Raw genomic sequence first — 13,916 nt, 5'->3', positions numbered from 1 at the left:
CTATTTCGCGCTGCTGGCGTCACGGTTGGTATAGGTCACAGGGACCCAGGCATAGCCGCCTTTCTCGCCTTTCGTCACATAGCCGATGCCCGGGAAAGGCAGGTGCGGGGCGGCAACCAGGTCCTTGTTTTTCACAAAGTCAGCGAACGCATGCTCGCGAACGCTTGCCGCTTTGTTCTCATCTTCATCGTAGGTGATGGTCACCGCAGGCTGCGGAAACTGAACCGCCGCGGCATGAATGATGTCGCCGACAAAGGTGATCTTCTCGCCTTTGCTCGTCAGCGTGTAGAAGGCTGAGCCCGGCGTGTGGCCGGGATGAACCGTGCCGGTCAGCCCCGGTAGAATCTCCGATGTGCCGCTAAACGGCACCACTTTTCCCGCATCCAGATAGGGTTTTAAGGTCTTCTGCGCGACGTCAAAGTAGTTCTTGCCGTAGCCGGTTTTCTTCTGATTGTCGTCGTTAAAGAAAAAGTCGATATCCGGTTTGCCAACGAAAACGCGCGAGTTGTTGAACACCACCTTGCCATCCTTCACCAGACCACCGGCATGATCGGAGTGGGCGTGGGTCAGCAGGACTTCAGTGATGTCCTCGGGTTTTATCCCCTGCGTGGCGAGGCTTTCAACCAGACGTCCGCCGGTATCAGGGCCAAAGAGCTGGCCCGAGCCTGTATCCACCAGAATTTTATGTCCGGGTATCGCAATCAGAAAAGCGTTGATGGAGACCTCAGCCGGGTTGGTCTGAAAGTTTTTCGCGAGCAGCGCATCAATGTTTTGCGGCGTTGTCCGGCGCAGCAGCTTGTGCAGATCCTGCGCGACGGTCCCGTCGGTAAACGAGGTGACCAGAACGTCGCCGACCTGCACGCTGTAACCGCCCGCCGGTTGTTTAACGACGTGCTGGGGCGTCTCCGCCGCGGCCTGGAGCGCAGGGTAAAAAAGCAGTGAACTGGAAATCAGCGTGGAAAGAGCAAGTTTTTTCACGGTAAGCATACGAGTCTCCTTTGAAAGTGCTCATCTTACTGCTCCGTAAAATTATAAGAACCTGCCCAGAAATGATAGGACCTATAAACGGGATGGATAGGAAACCGAAGGGCCGGGAAGGCGCGCGATAGCTTTCCCGGCCCGTAGACATTATTTTTTCAGCGGTACGTTCCAGCTGTCCGGCGTGGCTTTGGACCATGAGCCATAAGCGGCATTAGGCAGCACAATCCAGTCGTTGCCGAAGCGTTCGGCGCTGGCTTCAACCAGCTCACGCTGCTGCTCGCTCGGCTTTTTGTTTTTAAACTGCACGGCGAAGTCCGGCAGGCTGTCGCCGAACAGCATCACGATCTGCTGCTTTTTGAGGATGCTCTGGCGGCGCTCTTCCTTGCTGACCGTGTCCAGAAGCACGCTTTCATCGGACACCTGCGGAAGTCCCAGGGCTTTTAACGTCCTGAGCGTATCGGCTTTATTTTCCTGCATACGGTCCGAGACGTAATAGATACGGACGTTGCTCTGATTCACATGGTCAAGAAACGCCTTCGCGCCCGGAATTAAGCCGGGTTTTCCCTGTTTTTCCCAGTCGCTCCAGGTGTCCCATTTTGTATAGTCGTGACACTGCTCGGTGTCGCGCACCAGCAGAGGGGTGTTATCCAGCACCGTTTCATCCAGATCCATTACCACGGCGTAGTTTTCGGGCGTTTTCAGATCCTTTAACTTTTCGTTGAAACGCTCGGTGGCAAACCGATAGGTTTGCAGCTGAAGGGCCATAATCTCTGCCGATTTCTGCTGATAGCGCAGCGCCATTTCGTACGCTTTCGGTTCGCACAGGTCGCGCCCGGCAGCCGTCGCGGTTGCCGCTGCACTCAAAACCGGTAATGCCAGCAGTAATGCCTTAGCCATTGAATTCACGCTTTTTTCCTCAACACCGTGGTTAAAATCCCGAAAGCGTAATGAAATTCAATGACAGAAATATGAAGGCCGCGCCGCTAGACCAGCATGTAATACCAGAACAGGGCGACCTCGTCTTTTTCCGGTAAGGCGTTGTAGAGATAACGATCGTATCCGCCCAGGGTAAAGCCGTAGTTGCGGTAAAACAGACAGGCTGAGACGTTCACATTTTGTGTTTCAAGCCGTAATCCCGGCGCGTTTACGCTGCGGGCCCACACGTGCGCGGCGGCCATTAATTTTTGCGCGGCGCCGGTTCTGCGTCTGGTGCGATCGACGGCAATATAATCCACTGAAATAAACTTATTCCAGCCGACTGACGCGGTAATAAATCCGGCTAATTCACCGTCATCCGTTTCCGCCACAAGAAATATGGCGTCCGGATTAACGCAGTGGTTTTCAAGGGTTTGAATGTCGAGTTCGTAGGTTTTTATCCACGGTTCTGCGACGGCTTCAATATGCAAATCACAGTGGATAAACGGCTCCCGGGCAATGTGGCTAATGGTGAAAGAAAAGTCACAGCATTCAAGGCGCGCGAAGTCGGTATTGAGTCCTTTTCGAATCTGCATAGTATTCCCGTTAGTGAGTTATTTCATAAAGAATAGACGAAGCGGTTAAATCCGCTGAGCTCACGCACTTTTAATCCTGAACTAAGCTTGTACTTCGTTCCGCGTAAAATGTGGGTCATTCGAGGACAATGAATGGAATTCAGGACATTTCAAAAGCAGTGGGGTGCTGAGTTTATTTCCGATGACGTTGTACGTTTTCGCGTCTGGGCAGAAGGACAGAAAGAACTTACGCTACGTCTTGCCGCCACCGACGTGCCGATGACGGCAACCGGCGGCGGCTGGTTTCAGGCTGACGTACCCGGCGTCAGGCACGGTGCAGAATATCAGTTTGTTCTTCAGGACGGCATGGCGGTGCCCGATCCCGCCTCGCGGGCGCAAAAGGGCGACGTTAACGGCCCCTCGGTGGTGATCGATCCCCGACGTTACCAGCCGGTCAACCGCGACTGGGCAGGGCGGCCGTGGGAAGAGACGATCATTTACGAACTGCACATCGGCACGTTTACCCCGGAGGGCACCTTCCGGGCGGCGATCGACAAGCTGCCGTATCTGGCAGAGCTCGGGATTACCCAGCTTGAAGTGATGCCCGTCTCCCAGTTTGGCGGTTCCCGCGGCTGGGGATATGACGGCGTGCTGCTGTATGCCCCGCACTCAGCGTACGGCACGCCGGAGGATTTCCACGCGTTTATCGACGCCGCGCACGGGCTGGGGCTTTCCGTGGTGCTGGATATCGTGCTCAACCACTTTGGGCCCGAAGGAAACTATCTGCCTCTGCTGTCGCCCGCGTTTTTTGATGCACAGCGGATGACGCCGTGGGGTAACGGCATCGCCTACGAGCGCGAGCCGGTGAGGCAGTACATCACCGATGCGCCGCTCTACTGGCTGACGGAGTACCGTCTGGACGGCCTGCGCTTTGACGCCATCGACCAGATTAAAGACAGCGCTGAGACGCACATTCTGGAGGAGATTGCCGCTAAAATCCGCGAGGCGATCCCGCACCGCCACGTTCACCTGACCACGGAAGACAGCCGCAACGTGATTTTCCTGCATCCGCGCGATGAACAGGGCAACACGCCGCTGTTTACCGCCGAGTGGAATGATGACTTCCACAACGCTGCCCACGTGTTTGCCACCGGCGAGACCCACGCGTATTACCAGGATTTTGCCTTTGAGCCGGAGAAAAAGTTCGCCCGGGCGCTGGCGGAAGGCTTTGTCTACCAGGGCGAAGTGTCTCTGCAAACCGGAGAATCTCGCGGGGTGGAGTGCCGCACGCAGCCGCCGCAGTTCTTCGTCGATTTTATTCAAAACCACGATCAGACAGGCAATCGCGCCCAGGGCGAGCGGCTTATCTCCCTCGCGGGTGCCGACAAGACGCGGGTGCTGCTTGCCGCGCTGCTGCTTTCCCCGCATATCCCGCTGCTGTTTATGGGCGAGGAGTTTGGTGAAACGCATCCGTTCCTGTTCTTCACCGATTTTCACGGCGATCTGGCAAAAGCTGTGCGGGAAGGGCGTGCGAAAGAGTTTACGGGACATGCCGGGCACGATGAAACCGTTCCGGATCCGAACGATGTGAACACCTTTGTTCGCTCAAAGCTCGACTGGCATAAGATTGCCACCGACGAGGGCAAAACGTGGCTACGCTACACGCGCAATCTGTTGACGCTGCGCCATCGCCATATCGTTCCGCTTCTGCATCCGCTCGGTGCCGTTGAGGGCCATGTGCTCAAGACCGCGCCCGGCATGGTTGCGGTGTGCTGGCGCTTCCCGTCGGGGACGCTCTCACTGGCTCTTAATATCGGCATTAAGCCCGTCGCGCTGCCCGCTATGGCGGGGGAGACGCGCTTTGCCTGGCCGGAAGTCACTGACGTTTTACCGCCGAACGGTATTGTCGTTCGCTTTGCTGATGGAGAAGCACCGTTATGATCCCTTCCGCCACGTACCGAATTCAGTTCCGTAACGGCATGACCTTCGACCGCGTTGTGGCGCTGGTGCCGTATATGAAGGACCTCGGCATCAGCCACCTTTACGCGTCGCCCGTATTCACTGCCACGACGGGGTCTACCCACGGCTATGACGTGACCAACCCGAATGAAATCGACCCCGCGATTGGCGGACGAGAAGGCTTTGACCGCATGGCCGCGGCGCTTAAGCAGGCCGGCATGGGGCTGATTCTGGACATTGTCCCGAACCATATGTCCACCTCGCTGGAAAACCTCTGGTGGCGGGACGTGATTGAATACGGCCAGCAGAGCCGCTATTTCCGCTATTTTGATATCGACGGGTCACGACCGCTTACGCTGCCGTTTCTTGGCGACACCTTTGAGGCGGAGCTGGAGAAGGGAGCTATCACCCTAAAACGTGACCCTGTCACGAAAAAGGCCGCGCTGGTGTACTACGACGCCGAGTATCCGCTCAACCCGGGTACGTACAGCGAAGAGAAGAGCATTGCCGAACTGCACAACGCGCAAAGCTGGCGGCTTATGTCCTGGCGGGAGGCGCCGAAGCAGCTCTCATGGCGGCGCTTCTTTGAGATAACCGGGCTGGTCGGCGTTCGGGTTGAGGATGATGCGGTCTTCGACGACACGCACCGGCTGATCCTTGAGCTGGTCCACGAGGGCGTGGTGGACGGCCTGCGCATTGACCATGTCGACGGTCTGGCGGATCCGCTGGGCTATCTGCAGCGCCTGCGTCAGGCCGCCGGGCCCGACTGTTACATCACGGTCGAAAAAATTCTCGCAAAAGGTGAGCAGCTCCCCGCAGACTGGCCGGTATCCGGCACCACCGGCTACGAGTTTATTGCCTCGCTGGCGGAAGTGCTGGTCGACGACGATAACCTCTCGCGCCTGGAGACAATCCACGACGAGACGCTGGGCGTGACGGTCGATCGCCACGCGGAGCTGCGCGATGCCAAAGGCCTGATGACCGATCGCAATTTCGAGGGTGAATTCACCACGCTGCTAAACCTTGCTGAGGATCTGGCCCGCCGCAATGAGGTTGCGCTGCCGCGCGAGGATATCCGCCACGCGCTGCGCGAGTTGCTTATTGCGTTTCCGGTCTACCGCACCTACGGCACTCGCGAGGGGTTAACCCCGCCGGACGTGGCGCTGCTTAATCGCGTGGTCGCCAGCGTGGAGACGTCTGAAGCCGCGCTCAGCCTGATCGTGCGCATTCTTACCGGCGATCTGCCGGAAGATTGCCGCGAGAGCGCCGCGCTGTTCAGGACCCGCTTCCAGCAGCTGACCGGGCCGCTGATGGCGAAGTCCGTTGAAGACACGCTCTTCTTTCGCCACAACCTCGAGCTTGCGCTCAACGAAGTGGGCGCCGACCCGACGCCGCGCGCGTTTTCATTATCCCGCTTCCACCAGGAGATGCGCATTCGTCTGGCCCGTCAGCCCGATGCGCTGCTGGGCACCTCCACGCACGATACCAAGCGCGGGGAGGATGCCCGCGCGCGCCTTTACACCCTGACGGAAGCCCCGGAACGCTGGGGGGAAAATCTGGCCCGCTGGCGGCAGATGAACCAGACCCAGGTGCGTTTTCTCAATGACGGTACCGCGCCGAACGCCGCCGATACGTGGATGATCTACCAGGCCCTGGCGGGCGTCTGGCCCGCCACGCTGTCACCGGACGACGCCGACGGGCTGAAATCACTGGAAGAACGCTTCCTTGGCTTCCTCGAGAAAGCGCTTCGCGAGGCGAAACAGCGCACCGACTGGATTGACAGCAACGAGAGCTATGAGAGCGTGGTGCTGAGCTACGCGCGGCACATGCTTTCGCCGGACAACAGCCCGTTCCTGCATGATTTCAGCGAGGCGATGCAGCCCTTTATCCGCGCCGGGTTAATGAACAGCCTCAGCCAGACGGTGATTAAGCTGACGGCGCCCGGCGTGCCGGATATCTATCAGGGCAGCGAGGCGCTTAACTTTAGCCTCGTCGACCCGGATAACCGACGCGAGCCGGACTTTCCGGCCCTGGTGCAGAGCCTCAGCGCGGCGGATGCCGGGGTGTTTGACAACCCGGCATGCTGGCGGGACGGCAGGGTGAAGCAGTTTGTTACCGCCACGCTGCTGCGGCTTCGACCGCACTACGACGCGCTTTTCCGCTACGGCGACTGGCTGCCGCTTAAGGTCAGCGGCGAGCGCGAAGATAACCTGATTGTCTACGCGCGCGTTAAGGACGACGAGGCGCTGATTGTTGCCGTGCCGCGTCTGGTTTTTGATGTCACCGATAATCATCAGCTGTGGGTCAATACCACGGTGGCGATACCCGAGGAGCTGACGGGGAAACGCTATCGGGATCTGTTCAGCGGTGAGAGCCGCATTCTGCAAGAGACGCTGGATTTAACGTCAGAAAAGGGATGTGTACTGGTTCTGCTTACCTGCGAATAATCGTGGAGAACGAAAATGGCAAAGGATACAACGTTTGAAATTCGGGCCGGTCATGGCCAGCAGTTGGGTGCGAATTATGACGGGAAAGGGGTCAACTTCGCGCTGTTCTCCGCTCACGCTGAACGGGTGGAGCTCTGTCTGTTTGACCCGTCCGGGAAAACGGAAATCGCCCGGCTGGAGCTGCCGGAGTATACCCATGAGGTCTGGCACGGCTATGTGCCCGATCTGAAGCCGGGTGCGCTGTACGGCTATCGCGTCTACGGCCCCTACGACCCGGAAAATGGTCATCGCTTTAACCCGCATAAGCTGCTTATCGACCCTTACGCTCGCGAACTGATGGGTGACATCGACTGGAACGACGCCCATTTCGGCTATGAGCTGGGGCATGACGAGCTGGATTTGAGCTTTGATACCCGCGACAGCGCGCCGTTTACGCCGAAATGCAGGGTCATCGACCCGAATGCCTTTGACTGGCAGGACAACAGCCGGCCGAACGTGCCCTGGCCGCATACCGTTGTCTATGAGAGCCACGTGAAAGGGTTTACCCAGATGAACCCGGCCATTCCGCCCGAGCTGCGGGGCACGTTTGAGGGGATGGGGCACAAAGCCTCGGTCGACTATATCAAAAGCCTCGGCATTACCTCGGTGGAGCTGCTGCCGGTTCACTGGTTTCCGGACGATCAGCACCTGCTCGACCGCGGCCTGAAGAACTTCTGGGGCTATAACACGCTGGGCTTTTTTGCCCCTGCGTCACGCTACTACGGCCCGGCGGGGATCCAGGGCTTTCGCGATATGGTGCGCGCATATCATGACGCGGGCATCGAGGTCATTCTGGACGTGGTGTACAACCACACGGCGGAAGGGAACGAGCTTGGACCGACGCTCTCGTTTAAGGGGATTGATAACTACAGCTATTACCGCACGCTCCCGGACCAGCACCGGTACTACATCAACGACACCGGGACGGGAAACACGGTCAACACCTCGCACCCGCGCGTGCTGCAGATGGTGATGGATTCCCTGCGCTACTGGGCGGAATCGATGCACATCGACGGTTTTCGCTTCGACCTCGGGACGATCCTGGGCCGCGAGCCCGAAGGGTTTGACCCGCGCGGCGGTTTCTTCGACGCCGTGACTCAGGATCCGGTGTTATCCCGACTGAAGCTGATTGGTGAACCCTGGGATATCGGCCCCGGCGGGTATCAGGTCGGCGGTTTCCCGCCGGGCTGGGGTGAGTGGAACGACAAATACCGCGACACCGTTCGCGAGTACTGGAAGGGGGACAACGTCTCCACGGACTTTGCCGCGCGCCTGCTCGGTTCCGGCGATCTGTACGATCTGCGCGGACGTCGTCCGTGGGCCAGCGTCAATTTTATCACCGCCCACGACGGCTTTACGCTGAATGACCTGGTGTCGTACAACGAGAAGCACAACGCCGACAACGGCGAGGACAATAACGACGGGCATAACGATAACCGCTCGTACAACTACGGCGAGGAAGGGCCAACCGAGAACCCGGATATTATTGCTACCCGCGAACGGCAGAAACGTAATTTCCTGACCACGCTGCTGTTCTCCCACGGCACGCCGATGCTGCTGGCGGGGGACGAGTTTGGCCGCACGCAGAAGGGCAACAACAATGGGTACTGCCAGGACAGTGAGATCTCATGGATCGACTGGAAGGGGCTCTCCGAAAACGACGCTGCGCTGCGCGAGTTTACCCGTCGTCTCATTACCTTGCGCGCGCAACAGCCACTGCTGCGCCGTGAAAGCTGGCGCGACGGGCTGGAGATCCGCTGGTTCAATGCCGGGGGCGGCCCACAGCAGGCCGAGCAGTGGGATGAAGGCTCAACCCTCGGGGTCTCCATCAGCAGGCCGGATCTCAGGCAGGAGGACGGTATCTGGCACGACGTGCTGATGCTGTTCAATCCTTTTGAAGGCACCGTGCCGTTCCAGATCCCGCAGTTTGGCGAAGGGGGATGGGTGCTGGAGCTGTCTACGGCGGATGATGCTGCCACCGGGACAGCGATCACCGAAACCGTAGAGTATGCGCTGGCCGGACGGAGCATTACGCTGTTCCGACGTCCTTAATTACAGTGACGCCGCCGCCCGTGCGGCGGTGTCATACAGGGAGGAGATCGTGCGTAACAGCTGCGCGGTCTCGCCAATCGACTTCCCGGCAATGCCGCTCTCCGCGTGGATCGCAATCAGGCACGCTTCCCGCACGTCCCGGTATTTCATGCACAGCGCTTTCCCTTCCTCGGTGGTAGAGAAAAAGAGCTCTTTACCCGCTTTCTGGCTCGTCACGTAGCCTGCTTTGACCAGTTTTTTCAGGGCATAGGTCACCACGTGGGTATCTTCCACGTTGAGGACGAAGCAGATATCGGCCAGCTTTTTCTTGCGGTCGCGGTGGTTCACGTGATGCAGCAGCGAAACGTCAAAGGCGCCCATATCGGGCTCGCCGGCAGCCGTCATGCAGCGCACCATCCATTTGTTAAACGCGTTGCTGGTCATGATCAGCGCATATTCCAGCTCTGATAACTCCGCGCAGCGCTCGGATACCAGATGGCGGGAAGAGACGATCCGGCCATCGTTGATATCGTCGCGATCGGGTGAAGCACTCTTTTCTGAGGTCATAACGTTCCTTAGCCAGAAATGTAAACTCATCGATAAAATAAGAACATTTTATTGATAATTTGTTTACATGTTTTTGAGGTTCAGATATAGCTTTTTAGCGCAGGTTTTGCGAAGCCTGCCAACAAAACACAACATCGCTCGCCGCAAATTAAAAAAATAGCCGTCGGCGCGCAACGCTCACTTTCGATAGGGTAAACGTTATGGACGGTACTACGCTGCTTCCGCTGATCGGGATACCGATCGTGGTTATTGGTTTTGCACTGCGCTTCAACCCGCTGCTGGTAGTCGTGGTGGCGGGGCTGGCGACGGGTCTGCTGGTCGGCATGGATTTCGGGATGCTGCTGGAGACCTTTGGCGAGAAGTTCGTCAATAGCCGATCGCTGGCCACCTTCATCCTGATCCTGCCCGTGATTGGTCTGCTGGAATATTACGGGCTTAAGGAGCGCGCCCAGGCCTGGGTGGCGAAGATCGCCAGCGCCACCTCGGCGCGTATTCTGATGCTTTACTTTGTCGCCCGTGAAGGCACCGCCGCGCTGGGACTGATGTCGCTGGGCGGACATGCGCAGACGGTGCGCCCGCTGCTGGCGCCGATGGCCGAAGGGGCGGCGCTGAACGAATACGGCGAACTGCCGCAGCACATCCGCGACAAAATCAAAGCCCACGCCGCCGCGTGCGACAACATCGCGGTCTTCTTTGGGGAAGATATCTTTATTGCCTTCGGGGCGGTGCTGCTGATCGACGCGTTCCTGAAAGAGAACGGTATTCCGGGCATTGAACCGCTGCATATCGGCCTGTGGGCTATTCCTACCGCCATTGCGGCATTGGTTATTCATATGACGCGCCTGCTGCGCCTCGATGCAAGCATCCGTCGCGACGTGATGGCCTGGCGTGCAGAGCAGGGTACGCAGGAGGCTGCGCAATGATGACGCTTATCACCATTAACCGCGTGTACTACCTGATTGGCTTTGTCGTGATGCTGCTGGTTGTGATGACCCTGCGCGATCGCGCTAATCCGAAGCGTTTTACCACCGCGCTGTTCTGGTTCTTGTTTGGCGGGATCTTTCTGTTTGGCGATCTGATGGTTCAGGAGCTGGGGAAATCGCTGGCGTACCGGATAATCGGCGGCGGCGTTATCGTTATCGCGCTGCTGGCGGGTTTTGGCCTCGTCGGGAAAGGGCACTATAAAATGTCGACCGAGGAGGAGCGCGTCGCGTCGTCAAACCGGCTTAAAAACTGGCTGTTCCTGCCCGCGCTGATGATCCCGGTGGTGACGGTGCTGGGCACGTTATTCCTGAAGGGCGTTTCGATCGGCGGCGTGTTTCTGCTCGATCAGAAACAGCTCACCCTGGCGGCGCTGTGCGTGGCCTGCGTCGCGGCGATCCTCACCGGCTGGTGGCTGACCAAAGGCACGCCGCTGCATGCCGTTCGTCAGTCTCGTCGTCTTGTCGATACCATCGGCTGGGCGGTGATCCTGCCGCAGATGCTGGCCATGCTCGGCGGCGTGTTCGTGGTGGCCAACACGGGCGACTCGGTACAGAAGGTGGTGAGCCTGTTTGTAAACCCGGATAGCCGCTTCATGCTGGTGGTCATTTACTGCGTGGGTATGGCGCTGTTTACCATGATCATGGGTAATGCCTTTGCGGCCTTCCCGGTGTTAAGTGCCGGTATCGCCTTGCCGTTTCTCATCAACGTGCATCACGGCAACCCGGCGCCGCTGCTGGCGATTGGCATGTACGCGGGCTATTGCGGCACGCTGATGACGCCGATGGCCGCGAACTTCAATATCGTTCCCGCCGCGCTGCTGGAGCTGAAGGACAAATATCAGGTGATCAAGATCCAGATCCCGACCGCGTTAACCCTGCTGGTGGTGAACGTGTTGTTAATGTATTTCCTCGTGTTTCGCTAAGGAGCTGTCATGGAATTAACGCAACATCAGGCCGACGCGTTTGCCCGCATGCCTTTGACCTATTTGCGCCAGGAATACCCGAACCACATCATGCACCTGCTGAATGATGATGGTGACGTTCTGCCGCCGCGCGAGCTGCATCCCATTTTCTACGGTTGTTTTGACTGGCACTCGGCGGTGCACGGCTACTGGCTGCTGCTGCGCTGCGTGCGGCTCTATCCAGAATTACCTTGCCGGGACGCGATCGTCGCGCTTTTTGACGAGCACATAACCGAAGAGAACATGGCGAAGGAGCTGGCCTATTTCACCGCGCCGTTCCGCGCCTCGTTTGAGCGGCCGTATGGCTACGGCTGGCTGCTTGCGCTGGCCCAGGAGCTGAAACAGTCGTCGCTGCCGCAGGCCGCGGGCTGGTATCAGATGCTGGAGCCGTTAACTCAGGACATTCGCAACCGGCTGGTGGATTACCTCGGCAAGCTCACCTATCCGATCCGCGTCGGGACGCACTACAACACCGCGTTTGCCCTCGCGCTGGCGCTCGATTACGGTCGCGCAGTGGGAGACAAGGCGCTTGAACAGGCGATTGTGGCAGCGGCGGAGCGGTTTTATCTCGCCGACACGCGCTATCCGGCTCATTATGAGCCCGGCGGAGACGAGTATATTTCCGGCGCGCTGACGGAGGCGCTGCTGATGAGCAAAGTGTCTGAAGACTTCCCGGCCTGGTTTGACGCGTTTCTCCCGGAGGTGGGTGCCGTTACGGCGCTGATGAACCCTGCGGAAGTGAGCGATCGCACCGACCCGAAAATTGCCCATCTCGACGGATTAAACCTCAGCCGCGCCTGGTGCATGAAGCATATTGCTAAAGCGCTTCCCGCAAACCATCCGGCGCAGCAGGCGCTGCGCGAGGCGGTGACGAAACATCTGGCCGCAAGCGTTGAGCATGTGGTCGGCAGCCACTACAGCGGCGGGCACTGGCTGGCGAGCTTTGCGCTGCTGGCGCTGGAGTAAATAAACGCGCTGCGCCGTGAGGCGCAGCCTGTTAAGCCGATGCCCGAACCGCAGGGCGCAGCCTGCTCAGGCTAAATAAGACCGATCCCGTTGAGGCAATCACCGCAATCCACAGCGCCAGATGCACGGCCCGTTCATCAAGCGTTTGATGATCTGACCCTGTCGTCACAGCCATCAGCACCCCCACCGCGGCAGCGCCGAGACACTGGCCGAATGTCCTGACGATAGAAAGCACGCCAGAGGCATAGCTGGCATATTCCCGCGCCACGTTAGAGAGCATTTCCCGGTTATTGGGACTCTGGAAGCAGCCAAACCCAATCCCACAAACCAGGCTGCGCAGGCAGATATTCCATACGGAAGGATTTGCCGGCAACGTCGCCAGCAGGACCAGTCCACCAACAAACACGATCAGCCCGAGGGTCGAGATCAGCGGCGCGGAAATGGTATCCGCCCAGCGACCCGCGTGCGGCGCGATCAGCACGATGCCAATCGGCCACGGGGTGAACAGCAGCGCGGAAACTACAGGGCTGTAGCCATATACGCTCTGAAACAGGAACGGCAGCGCGACAAACGTGATCCCCTGGCTCACAAACGAGGCCAGCGAGGTCAGCGCGGCGAGGGTGAAGCGCCCGTTTCTGAACATCACCGGCGGCAGTAACGGATGTTGCGCACGCCGGATCCGCCAGGTAAAGGCGAAGGCGCTTACCAGCGCGAGAACGCCCCAGAAGATGGCCTGCGCGCTAATCTGTTGCGCCACGTGCTGAAGGCTGTCGGCCAGCATGATCGCGGAACCTAGCAGGACGGCGGAGAGAACAGCGCCCGGCGCGTCAAATGGAGTTCGGTCCACGGCCGATTCCCGCGGCAAGGCCCGCCATGCCAGCAGCAGGGCGATGCTGCCCGGAATGAGGTTAATGGCGAACAGCCATTGCCAGCTCAGGGCGTCCAGTATTGTTCCTCCGAGCACAGGAGCAATCGCCGTGCTGGAGGCGATAAGCAGGGCGTGCAGCCCCAGAATGCGGCCAAGCAGTTGGCGAGGAAAAACCGAACGCAGGATCGCCGGGGCGATACTCAGGGTCGCCGCCCCGCCGATGCCCTGCAGGATCCGCATCCCGGTTAACATTTCCGGCGTTGTTGCCAGCGCGCAGCCGAGCGAGGTGAGCGTAAAGGCGGCAAGCCCGGTCAGAAAGATCGGGCGATAGCCCACGCGCGCCGCCAGCGCCGCGAAGATGGCCAACGTCATCGCCGCTGACAGCAGATAGCCGTTGGCGAACCAGACCGCAACGTTCGCGGGGACCTGCATCGCCCTTGCCATAGAGGGGAGCGCGATGTTGATCATGGTGCCGTCAAAGACGCCCATCAGCGTGGTGGTCATAACGGCGGCCAGGACCCGGGCGCGTTCATGCCCGGGTAAACCTTCATCGCCGGGCTGGTTTGAAAAGAGCGTCATCGTCGTTACTCCGAAAAAGAATCGTGATGACGAAACTATAATCA

Annotated in this window: 11 protein-coding genes; 6 read left to right on the top strand and 5 right to left on the bottom strand. The window is 58.9% G+C overall.

The features are described from left to right. The 3 genes from FOY93_RS11490 to FOY93_RS11480 all read right to left on the bottom strand — a co-directional run bounded on the left by FOY93_RS11490 (nt 1) and on the right by FOY93_RS11480 (nt 2,492). Nucleotides 1-987 carry an MBL fold metallo-hydrolase gene (locus FOY93_RS11490; RefSeq protein WP_143345132.1) on the bottom strand — a complete coding sequence of 329 codons (987 nt, stop codon included), beginning with the start codon at nt 985-987 and terminating at the stop codon, nt 1-3. 141 nt (nt 988-1,128) lie between these two features. Continuing rightward, nucleotides 1,129-1,887 (bottom strand): 5'-nucleotidase, lipoprotein e(P4) family, encoded by a 759-nt coding sequence (locus FOY93_RS11485; protein WP_143345131.1) that lies wholly within the window; start codon nt 1,885-1,887, stop codon nt 1,129-1,131. Between the two features lie 77 nt (nt 1,888-1,964). After that, nucleotides 1,965-2,492, bottom strand: a complete 528-nt coding sequence (locus FOY93_RS11480; protein WP_143345130.1) for a GNAT family N-acetyltransferase — start codon at nt 2,490-2,492, stop codon at nt 1,965-1,967. A 132-nt stretch (nt 2,493-2,624) separates the two neighbouring features. Between FOY93_RS11480 and treZ the strand changes: the two genes are divergently transcribed. The 3 genes from treZ to glgX are packed head-to-tail and all read left to right on the top strand — an operon-like array spanning nt 2,625 to nt 8,968. After that, a complete protein-coding gene (treZ, locus tag FOY93_RS11475; protein ID WP_143345129.1) occupies nt 2,625-4,412 on the top strand; it encodes a malto-oligosyltrehalose trehalohydrolase in 1,788 nt (595 codons plus the stop codon). Further along, on the top strand, nt 4,409-6,877 hold the full coding sequence (gene treY, locus FOY93_RS11470) for a malto-oligosyltrehalose synthase (RefSeq protein WP_143345128.1): 2,469 nt from the start codon (nt 4,409-4,411) through the stop codon (nt 6,875-6,877). Before treZ ends, treY begins: the two co-directional genes overlap by 4 nt. 15 nt (nt 6,878-6,892) lie before the next feature. Further along, nucleotides 6,893-8,968, top strand: coding sequence for a glycogen debranching protein GlgX (gene glgX, locus FOY93_RS11465; protein ID WP_136194882.1), 2,076 nt, complete (start codon nt 6,893-6,895; stop codon nt 8,966-8,968). On the opposite strand, the gene FOY93_RS11460 is transcribed toward glgX, so the two are convergent. Then, entirely contained in the window at nt 8,969-9,514 is a 546-nt protein-coding gene (locus FOY93_RS11460) for a winged helix DNA-binding protein (RefSeq protein ID WP_143345127.1), read from the bottom strand. Nucleotides 9,515-9,714: 200 nt separating this feature from the next. Here FOY93_RS11460 and FOY93_RS11455 point away from each other — a divergent pair, with 200 nt between their 5' ends. Genes FOY93_RS11455 through FOY93_RS11445 form a run of 3 tightly spaced genes read left to right on the top strand, consistent with a single transcriptional unit; the run spans nt 9,715 to nt 12,425 of the window. Next, nucleotides 9,715-10,437, top strand: a complete 723-nt coding sequence (locus FOY93_RS11455; protein ID WP_123922397.1) for a DUF969 domain-containing protein — start codon at nt 9,715-9,717, stop codon at nt 10,435-10,437. After that, complete coding sequence (locus tag FOY93_RS11450) at nt 10,434-11,420, top strand: DUF979 domain-containing protein (protein ID WP_133294435.1); 987 nt, start codon at nt 10,434-10,436, stop codon at nt 11,418-11,420. The genes FOY93_RS11455 and FOY93_RS11450 overlap by 4 nt, the downstream gene beginning before the upstream one ends. Before the next feature lie 9 nt (nt 11,421-11,429). Beyond that, nucleotides 11,430-12,425 (top strand): DUF2891 domain-containing protein, encoded by a 996-nt coding sequence (locus tag FOY93_RS11445; protein WP_143345126.1) that lies wholly within the window; start codon nt 11,430-11,432, stop codon nt 12,423-12,425. Between the two features lie 31 nt (nt 12,426-12,456). Here FOY93_RS11445 and FOY93_RS11440 read toward each other — a convergent pair whose 3' ends face one another. Continuing rightward, the gene (locus tag FOY93_RS11440) at nt 12,457-13,872 is read right to left on the bottom strand and encodes an MFS transporter (protein ID WP_133294433.1); all 1,416 of its coding nucleotides are present in this window, start codon (nt 13,870-13,872) and stop codon (nt 12,457-12,459) included. Between the last annotated feature and the right edge of the window lie 44 nt (nt 13,873-13,916).

Source organism: Enterobacter sp. 18A13, from assembly GCF_007035975.1.
Taxonomy (GTDB): Bacteria; Pseudomonadota; Gammaproteobacteria; order Enterobacterales; family Enterobacteriaceae; genus Enterobacter; species Enterobacter vonholyi.
Note: the sequence above shows the minus strand (reverse complement) of the source record. Positions and strands in the feature narration are given on the sequence as shown.

Coding starts and splice junctions, on each gene's coding strand:
- FOY93_RS11490 (WP_143345132.1), bottom strand. CDS start 987: ATGCTTACCGTGAAAAAACTTGCTCTTTCCACGCTGATTTCCAGTTCA.
- FOY93_RS11480 (WP_143345130.1), bottom strand. CDS start 2,492: ATGCAGATTCGAAAAGGACTCAATACCGACTTCGCGCGCCTTGAATGC.
- treZ (WP_143345129.1), top strand. CDS start 2,625: ATGGAATTCAGGACATTTCAAAAGCAGTGGGGTGCTGAGTTTATTTCC.
- treY (WP_143345128.1), top strand. CDS start 4,409: ATGATCCCTTCCGCCACGTACCGAATTCAGTTCCGTAACGGCATGACC.
- glgX (WP_136194882.1), top strand. CDS start 6,893: ATGGCAAAGGATACAACGTTTGAAATTCGGGCCGGTCATGGCCAGCAG.
- FOY93_RS11460 (WP_143345127.1), bottom strand. CDS start 9,514: ATGACCTCAGAAAAGAGTGCTTCACCCGATCGCGACGATATCAACGAT.
- FOY93_RS11455 (WP_123922397.1), top strand. CDS start 9,715: ATGGACGGTACTACGCTGCTTCCGCTGATCGGGATACCGATCGTGGTT.
- FOY93_RS11450 (WP_133294435.1), top strand. CDS start 10,434: ATGATGACGCTTATCACCATTAACCGCGTGTACTACCTGATTGGCTTT.
- FOY93_RS11445 (WP_143345126.1), top strand. CDS start 11,430: ATGGAATTAACGCAACATCAGGCCGACGCGTTTGCCCGCATGCCTTTG.
- FOY93_RS11440 (WP_133294433.1), bottom strand. CDS start 13,872: ATGACGCTCTTTTCAAACCAGCCCGGCGATGAAGGTTTACCCGGGCAT.